Source organism: Cryobacterium sp. TMN-39-2, from assembly GCF_004402745.1.
In the GTDB taxonomy this organism is placed as follows: Bacteria; Actinomycetota; Actinomycetes; order Actinomycetales; family Microbacteriaceae; genus Cryobacterium; species Cryobacterium zongtaii.
In genome coordinates this window covers 464214-480523 of sequence record NZ_SOFX01000011.1, presented here as the reverse complement: position 1 = coordinate 480523, position 16310 = coordinate 464214, and the positions used below count along the sequence as shown (strand labels likewise).

The window sequence follows — 16310 nt, the reverse complement described above, 5'->3', positions numbered from 1 at the left end:
GACGAGGATGCCGCGGAGAATATCGGCACGTTTCTGACCGCCGTCGCGTTCATCGAGGATCTCGCCGGGCACGAGTTCGCCGGCCTCGATGCGCTGCTGTTCGTCCGCGGACGGGAACGCGGGTGCGCTGCGCGCGGACTGGAACGTGTTGAACAGGTTTTGCATGATGCCCTTGAGCTCCGGGGGCACCCCGCCGCGCAGCGGGTGCAGGCCTTGGCTGAGTTTGCCGAACGAGAACGTGGATTTGGCCTCGAGGATCTCCGCGGTGGGCGCGGCCCCGTCCGGGTTCAACACCGCCTGCCACGTCGCCGCCATCTCCCGAATCCGGTCCGCCGGGAAGGTGAACCCCGCCGACGCACCCAGACGCCGGACCGGCCCCGTGCAGACTATTCCGGCGCCGGCGCCGGCGTCGGCGTCGGCGTCATCGGCATCGGTGGCGGTGGCGATGTCGCCGGGGCCGGGGGTGCGGCCGAATACCGACCCGGTTGCCGATTCCACCAGCTCGGCCTCACCACCGTCCACCAGCGACTGGTCCGCGTCGAAGCGGCCGTGCACTTTGTAGTCGGCCAGGCCCTTGACGATGTTCTCCGCCGCATCAAGACCGATCTCCCCGGCCGCCAAGGCTGCGGCCACGAACGGGAACTCCGGCTCGAGGACCGTGCCGCCCAGCATCCGCGGGGAGACCTTCTCGCCCAGGGCCACGCGTCGTTTCATCTCCGGCACCGACGTGCCGGTCAGCCCGATCAGCAGATCATTCTGGTGCGACGCCCCCAACCGCCAGGCCAACGACTCCGTGCCCAGCCCCGTGCGGGACCGGTAACCCACCACGGTCGCCGTGCTAACCCGGGCCGCATCCACCGGCCGACCGGTGCGCTCGACCATCTGCGTCAACGCGACCACCTCCGGGTCACTCAACGCGTTCACGTCGATGGAGTCCATCACCGCCATCACCGTCCGCGCCGCGTCATCCAACGCCTGGAGCTTCTGACCGAACGCACCGGTATGCGCGCGCTGCACCCCGGGCAGCTCGGCCGGATCCCGCCACTCGGGCCGCGGCTTAGACGGGCCCCGACCGGTCTGGCCGGGACGGGACGAGCCCGTGGCAGGCCCAGCCGCAGTGTCGGCTGCAGCGGCGGCCTTCGTGCCGGAGGTGCCGCGCAGACTGTGGGCATCTAGTGCCGTGAGGGGATCTGGACCGGACAGGCCGGTGTTCCAGTCGTGCAGGTTGGGACCGGTGGGAGTCGTTCCCGTCGGTGCGGTGGAGCCACTATCCAGCTCGTCGTCCATACCCCCATTCTCTCACGAATCGCACCTATATGCGAGGAAATGTCAGCAAATTCTCGAGCACATATCGAACACAGTTCTGAGCTGAAAGGGCGGGCAGCGAGGGTCTCGACAGGGTCGACCGATGGGTGGGGTCGGTCGCCCTCGAGGACAGGTTCCAGGGCCTGCTGCGACCGGACCCGACCGGGCGCTCGGTTAGAAGCCCAGCCGACCGAGCTGCTTCGGGTCGCGCTGCCATTCCTTGGCGACCTTGACCCGCAACGAGAGGAATACCCGCTTGCCGACGAGAGGTTCGATCTGCTTGCGGGCGCGCATGCCGACGTCTTTGAGCCGGCTGCCCGACTTGCCGATGATGATGCCCTTCTGGCTGTCCCGCTCCACGAAGAGGTTGGCGTAGATTTCGACGAGATCCTGGTCGTCACGTTCGATGATGTCGTCGATGGTCACGGCGATCGAGTGCGGCAGTTCGTCGGTGACGCCCTCGAGCGCCGCCTCGCGGATGTACTCGGAGATGCGCGATTCCAGGCTTTCGTCGGTGACGGCATCCGCCGGGTACAGCGGCGCGTCGCTGAGCGGCAGCAGGCGCAGCAGCTCGCTGCTGAGCACATCGAGCTGGATGCGGCTGGTCGCCGAGATCGGCACGATCGCCTCCCAGTCGCGCAGCTGCGAGACCGCGAGAAGCTGGTTGGCGACGCTGGTCTTGGAGGACATGTCGATCTTCGTGACGATGGCCACCTTCTTGGCGCGCGGGAAGTTGTCCAGCTGTTCGTTGATGAACTTGTCGCCGGGGCCGATCGGCTCGTTGGCCGGGATGCACAGGCCGACGACGTCGACGCCGCTGAGCGTCGACTGCACGAGACTGTTCAACCGCTCACCGAGAAGCGTGCGGGGCCGGTGGATGCCGGGGGTATCGACCAGGATCAGCTGGCCGTTCTTCTGGTGCACGATGCCCCGGATGGCGCGGCGGGTGGTCTGCGGCTTCGACGAGGTGATCGCCACCTTCTCCCCCACCAGGGCGTTCGTCAGGGTGGACTTGCCCACGTTGGGGCGCCCGACGAAGGATACAAATCCCGCCCGGAAATCAGGTTCTTGTGTCATTGCCGTGTGCTCCTTCGGTGTCCGGCATTCCCAGGAATGCGGACTGTGCGTTTCTCAACGCCTTGTCTGGTTCAACCAGCACTGTGCTGATTCGTTTGCGTCGACCCTCGGTTCGCTCCGCGGTGAGGATCAACCCGCTGGTTCTGGCTTCGGAGCCGGCGACCGGCAACCTGCCGAGCGCCTTGGCCAACAGTCCGCCGACGGAGTCGACCTCGTCGTCGTCGAGGTCGAGGTCGAAGAGTTCGCCGAGTTCGTCGACGGGCAGGCGGGCGCTGACCCGGAAACGGCCGTGGCCGAGATCCTCGATCTCGACGACGTCCCGGTCGTACTCGTCAGAGATGTCCCCGACGAGTTCCTCGATCAGGTCCTCGAGGGTGACCAGGCCGGCGATGCCGCCGTATTCGTCGACGACCATGGCCAGGTGGTTCGACTCCAGTTGCATTTGGCGCAGCAGCGCGTCGGCCTTCTTGGACTCCGGCACGAACTGGGCGGGTTTGGCGAGTTCGCCCACCCGCAACGTCTCGAGGTTGCGGGGCCGTTCGTAGACCAGCCTGGACACGTCCCGCAGATACAGGATGCCTGTCACGTCGTCGACTTCGCCGTCGACCACGGGGACCCGGGAAAAGCCCTTGCTGAGGAACAGACCCATCGCCGCACCGACGCTGGAATCGGCGTCGATGGTGACCATGTCGGTGCGCGGGATCATGAGCTCGCGCACGACGGTCTCACTGAACTCGAAAATCGAGTGGATCAGCTCGCGGTCGTCTTCCTCGATCACGTCGAGTTCGGTGGCCTCGTCGACCATGCTCAGCAGCTGGTCCTCTGAGGTGAACGTGGCAAGCCGGCTGCGGCCGGGGGTCACCCGGTTGCCGAGGGCGACGAGGGCGTTGGCGACCGGGCCGAGAAGCACCCTGAGGAAGTGCACGAGGACGGCAGTGAGCGTGAGCAGGGTCTGCGGATGCGCCCGACCGACGCTGCGGGGGCTCGCACCGACGAGGACGAAGGACACCGCCGTCATCAGCAGGGCCGACAACAGCAGGGCAAGCCAGATCGCGTCGATGGTCGTGGCGAAGACCAGGGTCACCAGCACCGCTGCGGTCGTCTCCGCGATGATGCGCACGAAGTTGATGGCGTTCAGGTGCGCGCCGGTGTCGGCGGCGATCGCGCTCAGGGACCGCTTGGATCGCGCCGTCACGGCGAGCTCGGCGATATCCGCCCTGGACTGGGACATGATCGCCGCATCGACGGCGGCCATCAGCCCGCCGAAGGCGACGAGCAGGATGGCGGCGGCCAGGAACCACCCGACGATCATCGGGGCCGGCGTCGTTCCTGCATGGCGAAGCCGATCAGGATGTCGCGCTGGATGCCGAACATTTCCTTCTCTTCGTCGGGCTCGGCGTGGTCGAAACCGAGCAGGTGCAGCACGCCGTGCGCGGTGAGCAGCAGCAGTTCGTCGAGGGTGCTGTGGCCGGCGGTTTCGGCCTGACCCTGGGCCACCTGCGGGCACAGCACGATGTCGCCGAGCAGACCCGGCGGGGTCTGGGCGTCTTCGGTGCCCGGGCGCAGCTCGTCCATCGGAAAACTCAGGACGTCGGTGGGACCCGGCTCGTCCATCCACTGCACGTGCAGCGCTTCCATAGCGCCCTCGTCCACGAGGACGATGGCCAGTTCGGCGTCGGCATGCACATGCATGGTGTCCAGCGCGAAGGCGGCGAGGCGCTGGATGGTGGCTTCGTCGACCGGGATGGCCGACTCGTTGTTGATTTCGATGCTCAACTGGATCTCCGTTTCGGGGTGCGATCGCGCGGGTTCCCCTGGTGCGGAGCGCGGGAGGCGAAGTCGCGGGCCTGTTCGCTTTCGTAGCGTTGGGCCTGCTTCTGCGAGTCGTATTCGGTGTAGGCGTCGACGATGCGGCCGACGAGGCTGTGGCGCACGACGTCGGCGCTGGTCAGGCGCACGAAGGCGATGTCGTCGATGCCGTCGAGAACCTTGGTGACCAGGCGGAGGCCGCTGGCGCCGGCGGGCAGGTCTACCTGGGTGATGTCGCCGGTGACCACCATCTGGGAGCCGAAGCCGAGGCGGGTGAGGAACATCTTCATCTGCTCCGGGGTGGTGTTCTGTGCTTCGTCGAGCACGATGAACGCCGAGTTGAGGGTGCGGCCGCGCATGTAGGCCAGCGGGGCCACCTCGATGGTGCCGGCCGCGAGGAGCTTGGGCACCAGCTCGGGGTCCATCATCTCGAACAGGGCGTCGTAGAGAGGCCGCAGGTACGGGTCGATCTTGTCGGTCAAGGTGCCGGGCAGGAAGCCGAGCCGTTCGCCGGCTTCGACGGCCGGCCGGGTGAGGATGATCCGGTCGACCTCCTTGCGCTGCAGGGCCTGCACGGCCTTGGCCATGGCGAGGTAGGTCTTGCCGGTGCCGGCAGGGCCGATGCCGAAGACGATGGCGTTCTCGTCGATCGCGTTGACGTAGTCGCTCTGCCCGAGGGTCTTAGGCCGCACGGTGAGGCCACGCGAGGTGAGGATGGCCTGCCCGAGCACCGTCGAGGGGCTGGAGGTCGCGTCGGCCCCGAGCATCCTGGCGGAGGTGCTCACCTCGGACTCGCCGAGGTCGGCGCCGGTGCGGAGCAGCAGCTGGAGCTCCTCGATCAACCGCACCACGGCCTCGACGGAGACCGCCGCGCCGGTGAGGGTGACCTCGTTGCCGCGCACGTGCACGACGACATTGGGGTATTCCTTCTCGATGGTGCTGAGGAACCGGTCCTGCGGGCCGAGCAGGCGCACCATGGCGACGCCGTCCACCAGGAGCTTGCGCACCACGTCGAGCGCACCGCCGTCAGGAGTTTCGGCGTCAGAGGGCAGCAAGCGTGCCCTCCTCAAGAGCGCCGCCGAGGACGTGCGCGTGCACGTGGAAGACGGTTTGACCGGCCGAGGCTCCGGTGTTGAAGACCAGGCGGTACTCACCGGCGCAGTGTTCGTCGGCCACCCGGCCGGCCACGGCGATCAGCTCGGCCAACAGCGCAGGGTCCCCCGCGGCGAGTTCACCGACGTTGCGGTACTGCTGCGACTTCGTGGTCACCACGACGTGCACGGGCGCCTGCGGGGCGATGTCGTTGAACGCGATGATGTCATCGGTTTCCGCGACGATGGTCGCGGGAATTTCGCGCGCGGTAATGCGGCTGAAGATCGTGGGTTCTGCACCGGAGGAAGCCATGGTTCTATCTTAAGCGCTCCTACCAGCGCCCGAGGGTTGCGTTCAGGATGGCGACCGCGGCGGGACCGGCCGTCGAGGTGCGCAGCACGGTATCGCCCAGGCGCACCCGGCTGGCACCGGCCTGCTCGAGGATGTCCAGTTCACTCGGGGCGATGCCGCCCTCCGGCCCGACGACGAGCACGATATCCCGGTCGTCGGTGGGCACGGCGATCGCGGTCAACCTGAGCTCGGCGGTCGGCTCGAGCAACAGCATCCGGCTGGTCCCAGCGAGCTGGGCAAGCTGCTTGGTACTGGTCAGCGGCAGCACGTCCGGCAGCCACGGCCGGATGGACTGCTTGCTGGCCTCCCGCACGATGGCGGACCAGCGCGCCTGCCCCTTGGCGATCTTGACACCCTCCCAGCGGGCCACCGACCGGGCAGCGGCCCAGGGGATGACCCCGTCGACGCCGAGTTCGGTGGCGGCCTGCACGGCGAGTTCGTCGCGGTCACCCTTGGCCAGGGCCTGTACCAGCAGGATGCGCGGCACGGCCGGCGGCGTCCGGGTCACGGTGTCCACCCTCGCCGTGAGCTCGGCCGGTGCGGCCGACAGGACCGTGACGCCGAGCACCAGGCCGGCGCCGTTACCGAGCAGCAGGGTCTCGCCCGGGCGCACCCGGCTGACGGTGACGGCGTGCTTGGCCTCGGCCCCGGTGATGCTCACCGTGGCCCCGACCGCGGGGTCCGCGGTGGACGAGCCGTCGGCGGAGGCGCCGAGGGTCTCTGACAGGAAGAAGTGCGCCATCGAACGTTGTCCTAGCCGAGGAACCTGTCGCGGAGCTTCGCGAACAGGCCCTGCTGGAACTGGCTGAGGGCGGGCGCCGGAACCTTGTGCCTGGCGGCGAAGGCCTCGATCAGTTCCCGCTCCTTGTGGTCGAGCTTGGTGGGGGTGAGCACCTGCACGCCGACCCGCAGGTCGCCGCGGCCGTTGCCGCGGAGCCTCGTGACGCCGCGGTCCTTGACCGTGAGGATCTCGCCGGCCTGGACGCCGGGGCGCAGTTCCACTTCGATGTCACCGTCGAGGGCCTTCACCGTGGCCGTCGCTCCGAGGATCGCGTCGGTCATCGGCACCTCGAGGGTGCAGAGCAGGTCGTCACCGTCGCGGCTGAAGACGTCGTGGTGGCGCACCTTCATCTCCAGGTACAGGTCACCGTTCGGGCCACCGGCCGGCCCGGCCTCGCCGCTGCCGGGCATCTGCAGGCGCAGGCCCGTGTCCACGCCGGCGGGGATGTCGACCGGCACGGTGCGGCGGGCACGCACGCGGCCCTGGCCCTGGCAGGTGACGCACGGGGTGGCGATGATGGTTCCGTAGCCGCGGCAGGAGCCGCAGGGGCTGGAGGTCATCACATTGCCGAGCAGCGAACGCACGGCGCGCTGGATGCTGCCGGTGCCGTGGCAGATGTCGCAGGTGACCGGGGAGGTACCCGGCTGGCAGCAGGTGCCCGAACAGGTGGCACAGACGATCGCCGTGTCCACCTCGATGTCGCGGTGGGTGCCGAAGATGACCTCGTCCAGGTCGAGTTCGACGCGGATGAGCGCATCCTGGCCGCGTTCACGCCGGGATCGGGGGCCACGGCTGCCGCCGCCGCCCCCGCCGAAGAAGGTCTCGAAGATGTCGCCGAAGTTGCCGGCGTCGAAGCCGCCGCCCTGGCCGTTGCCGGAGCCGCCGCGGTCGTAGTTCTGGCGCTGCTTGGGGTCGCTGAGCACGTCGTACGCGTGCGTGACGGTCTTGAACCGTTCGGACGCCTCGGCGCCGGGGTTCACGTCGGGGTGCAGCTGGCGGGCGAGCTTGCGGTACGCCTTCTTGATTTCGTCGGTGCTGGCGTCGCGGGCGACGCCTAGTGCTTCGTAGTGGTCAGCCAAAGCTGGCTCTCCTTGGGGTTCTGGGGTGGGGAAGGCGGTCGAGATAGGTGTGGGGCGGCTAGTTCTCGCCGAGCAGTCGGGAGAGGTACCGGGCGACGGCGCGCACGGCCGCCATGTTGTTGGAGTAGTCCATCCGGGTCGGGCCGAGCACACCCAGGCGGGCGGCGTCGCCGCGGGAGGTATAGCCGCTGGTGAGCACGGAGGTCTCGCCGAGCCCGAACGGTGCGTTCTCCCGGCCGATGCTCACCGACACGCCGTGCTGGTCTGTGGCCATTTCGCCGAACAGGCGCAACAGCACCACCTGCTCCTCGATGGCCTCGAGAACCGGATAGATGCTCCCGGTGAAGTCTTCCTCGGTGCGCACGAGGTTCGCGGCTCCGGCCATGACCAGGCGGTCCTGCCGGTTCGCTCCGACCTGATCGCGCAGGGTGCCGGTGATGAGATCGACGAGCTCGGTCTGCTCCGGCGATCCCAGACCGGTCGGGCCGCTCAGGGCCGTGGCGGCCGCCGCCATGCCGAGGCCGCCGACGACGGCGTTCAGCCTGGAGCGCAGCTCAGCCAGGGCGGCTTCCTCGATCGGGCGCGGCAGTTCAACGACCCGTTGCTCCACCCTGCCGGAGTCGGTGATCAGCACCGAGAGCACCCGGGTGTCGCTGAGCGGCACGAGCTCGATGTGGCGCACCGTGGCCCGCGACAACGAGGGGTATTGCACCAGGGCCACCTGGTGGGTGAGCTGGGAGAGCAGGCGGACACTGCGGGCGAGGACTTCGTCGAGATCGGCGGACTGGCCGAGGAAGACCTCGATGGCCTGCCGTTGGACGCCCGTGAGTGGACGCAGGTCGGCCAGGTGATCCACGAACAGTCGGTAGCCCTTGTCGGTGGGGATGCGCCCCGACGACGTGTGCGGCGCGACGATGAGTTCTTCCTCTTCGAGCAGGGCCATGTCATTGCGGATCGTGGCGGCCGAGACGCCGAAAGCGTGCCGGTCGACGATCGACTTGGACCCGACCGGTTCGCGGGAGGCCACGTAGTCCTGCACGATGACCCGAAGGACTTCGAGGCTGCGGTCTGATACCACTGGACGCTCGCCTCCCTCTCCCGTTTGTGCCGCCGACGGCTGGCACTCTCTTCGTATGACTGCCAATCATAACGCGGGCGTCTGGGATACCCGTTGCTCACGGACGAATTCGCGCAGTACCGTGGTGGCACACGTATCTCCGTGGCGGTACCACCGCTGTTTTTCATCGCTGAATCCACTTGCACGTCGAAGGGCATCGTCATGAGCTATCCCAATGGGCCTGGACAACCGACAGGGTCGGGCACCGCTGCTGCGCTGACTCCGGAGCAGGACAAGCTGTGGGCGTCCCTGGCGCACCTGGGCGGCATCCTCTCCTTCCTGCCGGCCCTGATCATCTGGCTGGTCTTCAAGGAGCGCGGGCGATTCACCGCCGGCGAGGCCAAGGAGGCGCTCAACTTCCAGATCACGCTGTTGATCGGCTATCTCGCCATCAGCGTGCTCAGCACCGTCCTGGCACTTCTCACCTTCGGCCTGCTGGCCGGGCTCGGCTCGCTCACCTGGGTGCTCTGGCTGATCGGCGCGATCCTCTCGGTACTCGGTTTTGTCAGCGCCCGCGACGGCCGCCCGTATCGCTACCCGTTCGCTCTGCGCCTGATCAACTAGCGCCCGATCAGCTAGTTTTCTCACTGCGGGCGCCCGAGACCGGCGCTATTCTGGTGACAGCTCGACCAGCACCATCCTCGCTCCCCCGAGCGCCCACGAAGGAGATTTAATGTCTGAGGCAACGCCTCCCCCCGCCAACCCGTACCAGGCACCCAGCCAGCTGAGCCCGGCCGACGAGAAGCTGTGGGCGACCCTGATCCACATCGGCGGAATCCTCTTCGGCTTCCTGCCCGCCCTGATCGGTTACATCGTGCTCAAGGACCGCGGTCCGTTCATCCGCGCACACGCCGCGACGGCCCTGAACTTCCAGATCACCCTGGCCATCGCCTACCTGGTCGGATCGATTCTCACCGTCATCCTCGTCGGCTTCCTGATCCTGGCCGCCGCCTGGATCCTCAGCATCGTCTTCAGCATCATGGCCGCGATCGCCGCGAACAAGGGCGAGTGGTACACCTACCCGCTGACGATCAAGTTCGTCAGCTGATCGTAAGAACCGGGCCTCACTAGTCGGTAAGCAGTCGGCGCACCACGGCGTCGGCGAGCAGCCGACCGGTGAGGGTCAGTTCGATGTTGCCGCCGATGGCCGCGCGAGCGTCGATGAGCTCGTCGGCGATCAGGCCGGCGACCTCTCGGCGGCCGAGCGCCGACAACGTCGCCACCGGGATTCCCTCGCGGATGCGCGTGAGCAGCAGCACCCGTTCGGTTTCGCGGGTGGCCTCGTCCAGGGTTTCCCGTCCGGCGGCCGGTGAGTGGCCGGCCAGAATGCGGTCGGCGTACGCCGCCGGATGCTTGACGTTCCACCAACGCACCCCACCCACGTGGCTGTGCGCGCCGGGGCCGATGCCCCACCAGTCGGCGCTGCGCCAGTAGGACAGGTTGTGCCGGGACCGGTGTTCGGTTCCCCGGGACCAGTTGCTGACCTCGTACCATCCGTAACCGGCCTCGGCCAGACGCGCATCCGCGAGTTCGTAGAAGTCGGCCTGCAGGTCTTCGTCGGGCTGGACGAGCTCGCCCCGGCGGATCTGCCTGGCCAGCTTGGTACCGTCCTCGACGATGAGCGAATAGGCGCTGATGTGGTCGGGCTGCTGGCCGATGGCCGCGTCCAGGCTGGCCCGCCAATCCTCGATGGTCTCCCCCGGTGTGCCGTAGATCAGGTCGAGACTCACGTCCAGGCCCTCCTCGCGCGCCCAGGCCACCACGAGCGGGACCCGTTCGGGATCATGCGTTCTCTCGAGGGTGGCCAGGACCCGCGGTACCGCGGACTGCATGCCGAAGGACACCCGGGTGAAACCGGCCTGCTTGAGCTGGCGGAGATAGGCCAGGTCGACGGAGTCAGGGTTGGCCTCGGTGGTGATCTCGGCGCCCGGCACGATACCGAAGGTGTCGCGCACGGCATGCAGCATCCGCACCAGATGGTCTGCGGGCAGCAGCGTGGGGGTGCCGCCGCCGAAGAAGACCGTCGCGGCGGGCCGGGCCGGCACACCGGATTCGGCCAGGATGCGGGCGGCGGACTCCACCTCGAGGACCGCCTGGCTGGCGTAGTCGCTCTGCTTCACCCCGCGCAGTTCCGTGGCGGTGTAGGTGTTGAAGTCGCAGTAGCCGCAGCGCACCTTGCAGAACGGTACGTGCAGGTAGACCCCGAAGTCGCGGGTCGAGGCGCCGAGCGCGGCCGAAGCCGGGATGAGGCCATCCAGTGGTGCGGGGTCGCCGACCGGGTGCGGTCCAGCCATCCGGTCAGCCTCGTCCGACGGGGTGCAGGGCGAGCAGGTACTTGCGGGTGTAGCGCTCCTGCTGGACGCGCAGGATGGGCCAGGCCAGCGTGTAGTACCAGGTGCTGGGACGCGAGAAGGAGCGGATGGTGAGCCAGACGGAGTCGTCAGCGCGACGGTCGACGATGAAGCACTCCTCGCCGGTCTGCGGGTGGCCGCGCATGGTTCCGTAGGCGAAGCCGATCTTGTCGGCCTCGTCGATGACGTAGACGACCCGCACCGGTGCGGCGACGGTGAACGGGCCGGTGGGGATGGCCAGCTTGGCGGTCATCCCGTTGCTGATGAACGCGGTGCCGTCCTCGGCGAAGGTGGCCTCGTTCACCGGGTGCTCCTGGTTGGGCGCCGGGGTGCCGTTCTCGGTGAAGACGATGCCGGTGTACTGCACGCCGGTGCCGGCGTCGAGGTCGGTGACGTCGATGCCGCTGCCGCGCTGGATGCCCCAGGTCATCAACGCCGTCGTGGCCACCCGGAACCGTTCCTCGCCGCTGCCCAGGCGCACCGTACGCTCCAGCGGGCGGTGGCCCTTGGGCGGGTAGCGCATCAGGTCGGGGGCCAGGGTGCCGCCGATGGCGGCGTAGGTCACGGCGGCGTCGGTGAAGGTCGAGCGGCGCATGATCGTTACTTCTTTTCCTTCTTGGCCGGCTCGTCGCCGGAGAGCGCGGCGATGAAAGCCTCCTGCGGAACCTCGACCCTGCCGACCATCTTCATGCGCTTCTTGCCTTCCTTCTGCTTCTCCAGCAGCTTGCGCTTGCGGGAGATGTCGCCGCCGTAACACTTGGCGAGGACGTCCTTGCGGATGGCGCTGATCGATTCGCGGGCGATGATGCGGGCTCCGATGGCGGCCTGGATGGGCACGTCGAACTGCTGGCGCGGGATGAGCTTCCGGAGCCGTCCGGTCATCAGTACGCCGTAGTCGTAGGCCTTGTCGCGGTGCACGATGGCGCTGAACGCGTCGACCTGTTCGCCCTGCAGCAGGATGTCGACCTTGACCAGGTCGGCCTCCTGCGAGCCGATGGGCTCGTAGTCGAGGGACGCGTAGCCGGCGGTCTTGCTCTTGAGTTGGTCGAAGAAGTCGAACACGATCTCGCCCAACGGCATCGTGTACCGGATCTCGACCCGGTCCTCACCGAGGTACTCCATGCCGAGCAGGGTGCCGCGGCGACCCTGGCAGAGTTCCATGATCACGCCGACGTAGTCCTTGGGCGCGAGGATCGCGGCCTTGACGATGGGTTCCTCGACGACAGCGATCTTGCCGTTGGGGAACTCGCTCGGGTTGGTGACCGTGACGGTCTTCTTGTCGTCGGTGGTGACCTCGTAGATCACGCTGGGCGCGGTGGTGATCAGGTCGAGGTTGAACTCCCGGTCGATGCGCTCGGTGATGATCTCCAGGTGCAGCAGGCCGAGGAAGCCGCACCGGAAGCCGAAGCCGAGGGCGACGGAGGTTTCGGGCTCGTAGACCAGCGACGCATCCGAGAGCTTGAGCTTGTCGAGCGCTTCGCGCAGCGCCGGGTAGTCGCTGCCGTCGATCGGGTACAGGCCGGAGAACACCATCGGCTTGGGTTCGGTGTAGCCGGGCAGCGCCTCGGTGGCGGGCTTCATCGCGGTGGTGACGGTGTCGCCGACCTTGGACTGGCGCACGTCCTTCACGCCGGTGATCAGGTAGCCGACCTCTCCGACGCCCAGGCCCTTGCTGGGGGTGGGTTCCGGGCTGGTGACGCCGATCTCGAGGATGTCGTGGGTGGCGCGGGTCGACATCATCTGGATCTTCTCGCGCGGGCTGAGGTGCCCGTCGATCATGCGCACGTAGGTGACGACGCCGCGATAGCTGTCGTAGACGGAGTCGAAGATCATGGCGCGGGCCGGCGCGTTCGCGTCGCCGACGGGGGCGGGGATCAGCGAGGTGGCCCGGTCGAGCAGTTCGGACACGCCGACGCCGGTCTTGCCGGAGACCCGAAGCACGTCGTCGGGGCTGCCGCCGATGAGGCTGGCGAGCTCCTTGGCGTACTTGTCGGGGTCGGCGGCCGGCAGGTCGATCTTGTTGAGCACCGGGATGATGGTGAGGTCGTTCTCGAGCGCCAGGTAGAGGTTGGCCAGGGTCTGGGCTTCGATGCCCTGGGCGGCGTCGACGAGCAGGATGGCGCCCTCGCAGGCCGCCAGGCTGCGGGAGACCTCGTAGGTGAAGTCGACGTGGCCGGGGGTGTCGATCATGTTCAGCGCGTAGGTCTGACCGTCCATCTCCCACGGCATCCGCACCGCCTGGCTCTTGATGGTGATGCCGCGTTCGCGTTCGATGTCCATCCGGTCCAGGTACTGGGCACGCATGGAACGGTCGTCGACGACGCCGGTGATCTGAAGCATCCGGTCGGCCAGCGTGGACTTGCCGTGGTCGATGTGCGCGATGATGCAGAAGTTACGGATGAACGCGGGGGCGGTGGCGGCCGGTTCCAGCGCCTTGAGAGCTCTCGGTGACATGATGGCCCAATTCTCCCATGCCCCGCAGCATCGGTGTGACCTGCCCGGGTGGCAGTCGGTCATCCATTCGACGGATGACGGAACCAGCGGTCCTGATTAGGCTGGGCGCACCATGTCCAGCCTCGCACTCCGCACCTCCCCGCTCCGCCGGGATCCCATGCCGCCCGCCAGCATCGGCGAGGGTCTTCCGCACTCAGCGCTCACCCCGGTGTTCTCCGGCCTGCGGATCGGCCTGCACGTTCTGATCATCGGGCTGACCGGGCTGGTCATCGTGCGGACCCTGTTGGGGGCGGTGCCGAACCCCGTCGCCGTGGTGAGCCTGTCGCTGCTCTTCCTGGCCAGCTACGTCGGCGGCAGCGAGCTGGCCCGCCGGCGGCCGTGGCGATGGGTCGTGCCGGTCTGGATGGCCGTGCTGCTGGTGGAGTGGCTCGCACTGACCCTGCTGGCGCCGGATGCCGCCTTCATCGTTTTCCCGCTGTTCTTCCTGCAGCTGCACGTGCTGCCCCTCAGGGCCGGCATCCCCCTGGTGCTGCTCAGCGTGCTGTTGACGATCTGGGCGATGAGCTTCCACGTGGGCCTGAGCCTGGGCGCCACCCTCGGCCCGCTGGTGGGCGCGGGCGTGGCGGTGGCGGTGGGCCTGGGCTACCGGGCACTGCTGCGCGAGGCCGCCGAACGGCAGAACCTGATCGAAGATCTGCTCACCACCCGCACCGAGCTGGCGGCCACCGCACGTGACGCAGGCACCCTCGCCGAGAGGGAACGCCTGGCCAGGGAGATCCACGACACCGTGGCGCAGGGGCTGTCGAGCATCCAGATGCTGTTGCACGCCGTCGAGGGCCGGGTGTCCGATCCGGCGGCCCTGGAGCACCTGCGCCTGGCCAGGGATACCGCGGCAGCCAATCTGCAGGAGACCCGCCGGTTCATCCGGGAGCTCACCCCGCCGGCCCTGGACAGCCAGACCCTGCCGGGCGCACTCGCCAGGCTCGCCTCGTCGGCAGAGCGCACCGCACCGGTCGGCGACCATGCCACCAGGGTCAGCCTGCATGTGACGGGTGACCCGATCGCGCTGCCGATGTCGCTGGAGACGACCCTGCTGCGGATCGCGCAGGGCTCGCTCGCCAACGTCGCCCAACACGCCGGCGCCAACCGCGCAGAGGTCACCCTGAGCTACATGACCGATGAGGTGGCCCTCGACGTCGTCGACGACGGGCGCGGTTTCACCCTCACGGACGCCACGGCTCAGAGTCCTGACTCGTTCGGCCTGGTCGCCATCCGGCAACGTGTCGAAGCGCTCGGCGGCTCCTTCGTCCTGGAGTCCGCACCGGGCCTGGGCACCGCGGTCGCGGTGCGATTCCCGATTCGTCAGGCGCTGGCATGATCCGGGTGCTGCTCGCGGACGACCACCCCGTGGTGCGGGCGGGACTGCGCGCCATGCTCGGCGCCGAGCCGGACCTGGAGGTCGAGCTGGAGGCCGGCACGGCGGAGGAAGCCGTGGCCCTGGCCGCCTCCGGCCGGGTCGACGTGGTGCTGATGGACCTGCAGTTCGGTGGTGCGCTGCCCAATACCGACCCACCGGGCACCCCCATGCAGGGCGCGGAGGCCACCCGGTTGGTCCGGTCCCGACCCGGCGCCCCGCACGTGCTGATCCTCACCAATTACGACACGGATGCCGACATCCTCGGTGCCATCGAGGCCGGCGCCAGCGGGTACCTGCTCAAGGACGCGCCGCCCGCCGAACTCGTCGCCGCCGTGCGGGCCGCGGCGGCGGGACAGAGCGCACTCGCTCCGGCCATCGTGACCCGGCTGGCCGACCGGTCGCTCGTTCCGGAGGGCCGGCTCTCCCCCCGCGAGGTCGAGGTGCTTGCCCTCGTTGCGGCCGGCCGCTCCAACCGGCAGATCGGCCAGGACCTGTTCCTCAGCGAGGCGACGGTGAAGTCGCACCTTGTGCACATCTTCGGCAAGCTCGGCGTCGGCTCGCGGACCTCCGCCGTCGCCAGCGCCCGCGCGTCGGGCACCCTGCGGGGCGCCTGATGCCCACCGCCGGTTACCGGGTCCCCGTCGTGCTCGTGCACGGGATCCGCACCTCGGCCAGCATGTGGCGGCACCAGCTGGAGTGGCTGGAGGCGGCGGGACATCCGGTTGTCGCCGTTGACCTGCCCGGCCACGGCTCGCGCCTGGGCGAGCCGTTCACCCTCGACGGTGCGCTCGGTGCCATCGATGGGGCGGTGGACGCCGTCGAGGGGCCGGTGCTGCTCGTCGGGCTGTCGCTCGGCGGCTACTACGCCATCGCCTACGCGGCCAGGAACCCGGACCGGGTGCTCGGCCTGGTGGCCGCCGGGTCGTCGTTCGAACCGGGCGGGCCGGGACTGGCCGCCTATCGCTGGCTCGCCCGGATCATCCACAGGTTCCCGGACCGCGGTCTCTGGCTGCACACCTTCCTGGTCCGGCGGATGCTCCCGCCGGCCGGGGTGCGGGATGTGCTCGCCGGCGGCGTAGGCCTGGACGTCATGGACGCGGGCCTCGCGGCGACGGGGCGATTGTCGCCGCTAGCCGATCTCAGGGCGTTTCCCGGACCGGTCTGGCTGGTCAACGGCGCGTACGATCACTTCCGCCTGCACCAACGACGGTTCCTCGTGGCGGCGCAGCGAGGCACCCTCGTGACGGTTCCCGGGGCCGGCCACCTGGTCAGCCTGCATCGGCCGCACCGGTTTGATACTGTGCTCAGGCGCATCATCACTGAGATCGAGGCCGATCACGATCAGAACTCGCCCGATTCGGTCAGCCAGCCGGGCAGATAACTGGTATCGTTGCCTGTTGGCTTGCGTGTTGGGTCCCACCCCACACGATTTTCGCCGCACGGTGCCCTCTATCGCCGGGCGGCCCATCCGAACAAG

General features: G+C 68.4%; 16 protein-coding genes and 1 pseudogene. 5 read left to right on the top strand and 12 right to left on the bottom strand.

What is annotated here, in order from left to right; genetic code table 11:
* From E3O57_RS04360 to hrcA, 9 genes and pseudogenes are all read right to left on the bottom strand, one after another.
* A pseudogene (locus E3O57_RS04360) lies at positions 1-1287 on the bottom strand (DUF222 domain-containing protein); the annotation flags it as partial.
* A 192-nt stretch (positions 1288-1479) separates the two neighbouring features.
* Complete coding sequence (era, locus tag E3O57_RS04355) at positions 1480-2382, bottom strand: GTPase Era (protein WP_103479172.1); 903 nt, start codon at positions 2380-2382, stop codon at positions 1480-1482.
* The gene (locus E3O57_RS04350) at positions 2366-3694 is read right to left on the bottom strand and encodes a hemolysin family protein (RefSeq protein ID WP_103460587.1); all 1329 of its coding nucleotides are present in this window, start codon (positions 3692-3694) and stop codon (positions 2366-2368) included. The genes era and E3O57_RS04350 overlap by 17 nt, the downstream gene beginning before the upstream one ends.
* Positions 3691-4158 (bottom strand): rRNA maturation RNase YbeY, encoded by a 468-nt coding sequence (ybeY, locus tag E3O57_RS04345; protein WP_088456108.1) that lies wholly within the window; start codon positions 4156-4158, stop codon positions 3691-3693. The genes E3O57_RS04350 and ybeY overlap by 4 nt, the downstream gene beginning before the upstream one ends.
* Positions 4155-5168: a PhoH family protein gene (locus tag E3O57_RS04340; protein ID WP_103479204.1), complete on the bottom strand. Its 1014-nt coding sequence runs from the start codon at positions 5166-5168 to the stop codon at positions 4155-4157. Before E3O57_RS04340 ends, ybeY begins: the two co-directional genes overlap by 4 nt.
* A gap of 64 nt (positions 5169-5232) precedes the next feature.
* Positions 5233-5595, bottom strand: a complete 363-nt coding sequence (locus E3O57_RS04335) for an HIT domain-containing protein (protein WP_088456107.1) — start codon at positions 5593-5595, stop codon at positions 5233-5235.
* 19 nt (positions 5596-5614) lie between these two features.
* Positions 5615-6376, bottom strand: a complete 762-nt coding sequence (locus tag E3O57_RS04330) for a 16S rRNA (uracil(1498)-N(3))-methyltransferase (RefSeq protein WP_103479171.1) — start codon at positions 6374-6376, stop codon at positions 5615-5617.
* An 11-nt stretch (positions 6377-6387) separates the two neighbouring features.
* Complete coding sequence (gene dnaJ, locus E3O57_RS04325; RefSeq protein WP_088456105.1) at positions 6388-7494, bottom strand: molecular chaperone DnaJ; 1107 nt, start codon at positions 7492-7494, stop codon at positions 6388-6390.
* A 58-nt stretch (positions 7495-7552) separates the two neighbouring features.
* Entirely contained in the window at positions 7553-8572 is a 1020-nt protein-coding gene (gene hrcA / locus E3O57_RS04320; RefSeq protein ID WP_088456104.1) for a heat-inducible transcriptional repressor HrcA, read from the bottom strand.
* Positions 8573-8773: 201 nt separating this feature from the next.
* Here hrcA and E3O57_RS04315 point away from each other — a divergent pair, with 201 nt between their 5' ends.
* A complete protein-coding gene (locus E3O57_RS04315) occupies positions 8774-9175 on the top strand; it encodes a DUF4870 domain-containing protein (protein WP_103479203.1) in 402 nt (133 codons plus the stop codon).
* Between the two features lie 109 nt (positions 9176-9284).
* The gene (locus E3O57_RS04310; RefSeq protein ID WP_088456102.1) at positions 9285-9659 is read left to right on the top strand and encodes a DUF4870 domain-containing protein; all 375 of its coding nucleotides are present in this window, start codon (positions 9285-9287) and stop codon (positions 9657-9659) included.
* A 19-nt stretch (positions 9660-9678) separates the two neighbouring features.
* On the opposite strand, the gene hemW is transcribed toward E3O57_RS04310, so the two are convergent.
* The 3 genes from hemW to lepA are packed head-to-tail and all read right to left on the bottom strand — an operon-like array spanning position 9679 to position 13416.
* Positions 9679-10905: a radical SAM family heme chaperone HemW gene (hemW, locus tag E3O57_RS04305; RefSeq protein ID WP_103479170.1), complete on the bottom strand. Its 1227-nt coding sequence runs from the start codon at positions 10903-10905 to the stop codon at positions 9679-9681.
* A 4-nt stretch (positions 10906-10909) separates the two neighbouring features.
* Entirely contained in the window at positions 10910-11557 is a 648-nt protein-coding gene (locus tag E3O57_RS04300; RefSeq protein ID WP_088456100.1) for a DUF1990 family protein, read from the bottom strand.
* 5 nt (positions 11558-11562) lie between these two features.
* Positions 11563-13416, bottom strand: coding sequence for a translation elongation factor 4 (lepA, locus tag E3O57_RS04295; RefSeq protein WP_088456099.1), 1854 nt, complete (start codon positions 13414-13416; stop codon positions 11563-11565).
* Between the two features lie 112 nt (positions 13417-13528).
* Here lepA and E3O57_RS04290 point away from each other — a divergent pair, with 112 nt between their 5' ends.
* Genes E3O57_RS04290 through E3O57_RS04280 form a run of 3 tightly spaced genes read left to right on the top strand, consistent with a single transcriptional unit; the run spans position 13529 to position 16214 of the window.
* Positions 13529-14794 (top strand): sensor histidine kinase, encoded by a 1266-nt coding sequence (locus tag E3O57_RS04290; protein WP_240632449.1) that lies wholly within the window; start codon positions 13529-13531, stop codon positions 14792-14794.
* The gene (locus tag E3O57_RS04285) at positions 14791-15447 is read left to right on the top strand and encodes a response regulator transcription factor (protein ID WP_088456098.1); all 657 of its coding nucleotides are present in this window, start codon (positions 14791-14793) and stop codon (positions 15445-15447) included. Before E3O57_RS04290 ends, E3O57_RS04285 begins: the two co-directional genes overlap by 4 nt.
* Positions 15447-16214, top strand: coding sequence for an alpha/beta fold hydrolase (locus E3O57_RS04280; protein WP_103479169.1), 768 nt, complete (start codon positions 15447-15449; stop codon positions 16212-16214). The genes E3O57_RS04285 and E3O57_RS04280 overlap by 1 nt, the downstream gene beginning before the upstream one ends.
* Positions 16215-16310: the final 96 nt, after the last annotated feature.

What these genes read in the sequence shown, in the direction of transcription:
- E3O57_RS04350 (WP_103460587.1), bottom strand. Translation starts at nt 3,694, where the DNA reads ATGATCGTCGGGTGGTTCCTGGCCGCCGCCATCCTGCTCGTCGCCTTC.
- E3O57_RS04340 (WP_103479204.1), bottom strand. Translation starts at nt 5,168, where the DNA reads ATGGTGCGCCTGCTCGGCCCGCAGGACCGGTTCCTCAGCACCATCGAG.
- E3O57_RS04335 (WP_088456107.1), bottom strand. Translation starts at nt 5,595, where the DNA reads ATGGCTTCCTCCGGTGCAGAACCCACGATCTTCAGCCGCATTACCGCG.
- E3O57_RS04315 (WP_103479203.1), top strand. Translation starts at nt 8,774, where the DNA reads ATGAGCTATCCCAATGGGCCTGGACAACCGACAGGGTCGGGCACCGCT.
- hemW (WP_103479170.1), bottom strand. Translation starts at nt 10,905, where the DNA reads ATGGCTGGACCGCACCCGGTCGGCGACCCCGCACCACTGGATGGCCTC.
- E3O57_RS04280 (WP_103479169.1), top strand. Translation starts at nt 15,447, where the DNA reads ATGCCCACCGCCGGTTACCGGGTCCCCGTCGTGCTCGTGCACGGGATC.
- E3O57_RS04300 (WP_088456100.1), bottom strand. Translation starts at nt 11,557, where the DNA reads ATGCGCCGCTCGACCTTCACCGACGCCGCCGTGACCTACGCCGCCATC.
- E3O57_RS04310 (WP_088456102.1), top strand. Translation starts at nt 9,285, where the DNA reads ATGTCTGAGGCAACGCCTCCCCCCGCCAACCCGTACCAGGCACCCAGC.
- E3O57_RS04330 (WP_103479171.1), bottom strand. Translation starts at nt 6,376, where the DNA reads ATGGCGCACTTCTTCCTGTCAGAGACCCTCGGCGCCTCCGCCGACGGC.
- E3O57_RS04285 (WP_088456098.1), top strand. Translation starts at nt 14,791, where the DNA reads ATGATCCGGGTGCTGCTCGCGGACGACCACCCCGTGGTGCGGGCGGGA.
- E3O57_RS04290 (WP_240632449.1), top strand. Translation starts at nt 13,529, where the DNA reads ATGTCCAGCCTCGCACTCCGCACCTCCCCGCTCCGCCGGGATCCCATG.
- lepA (WP_088456099.1), bottom strand. Translation starts at nt 13,416, where the DNA reads ATGTCACCGAGAGCTCTCAAGGCGCTGGAACCGGCCGCCACCGCCCCC.
- era (WP_103479172.1), bottom strand. Translation starts at nt 2,382, where the DNA reads ATGACACAAGAACCTGATTTCCGGGCGGGATTTGTATCCTTCGTCGGG.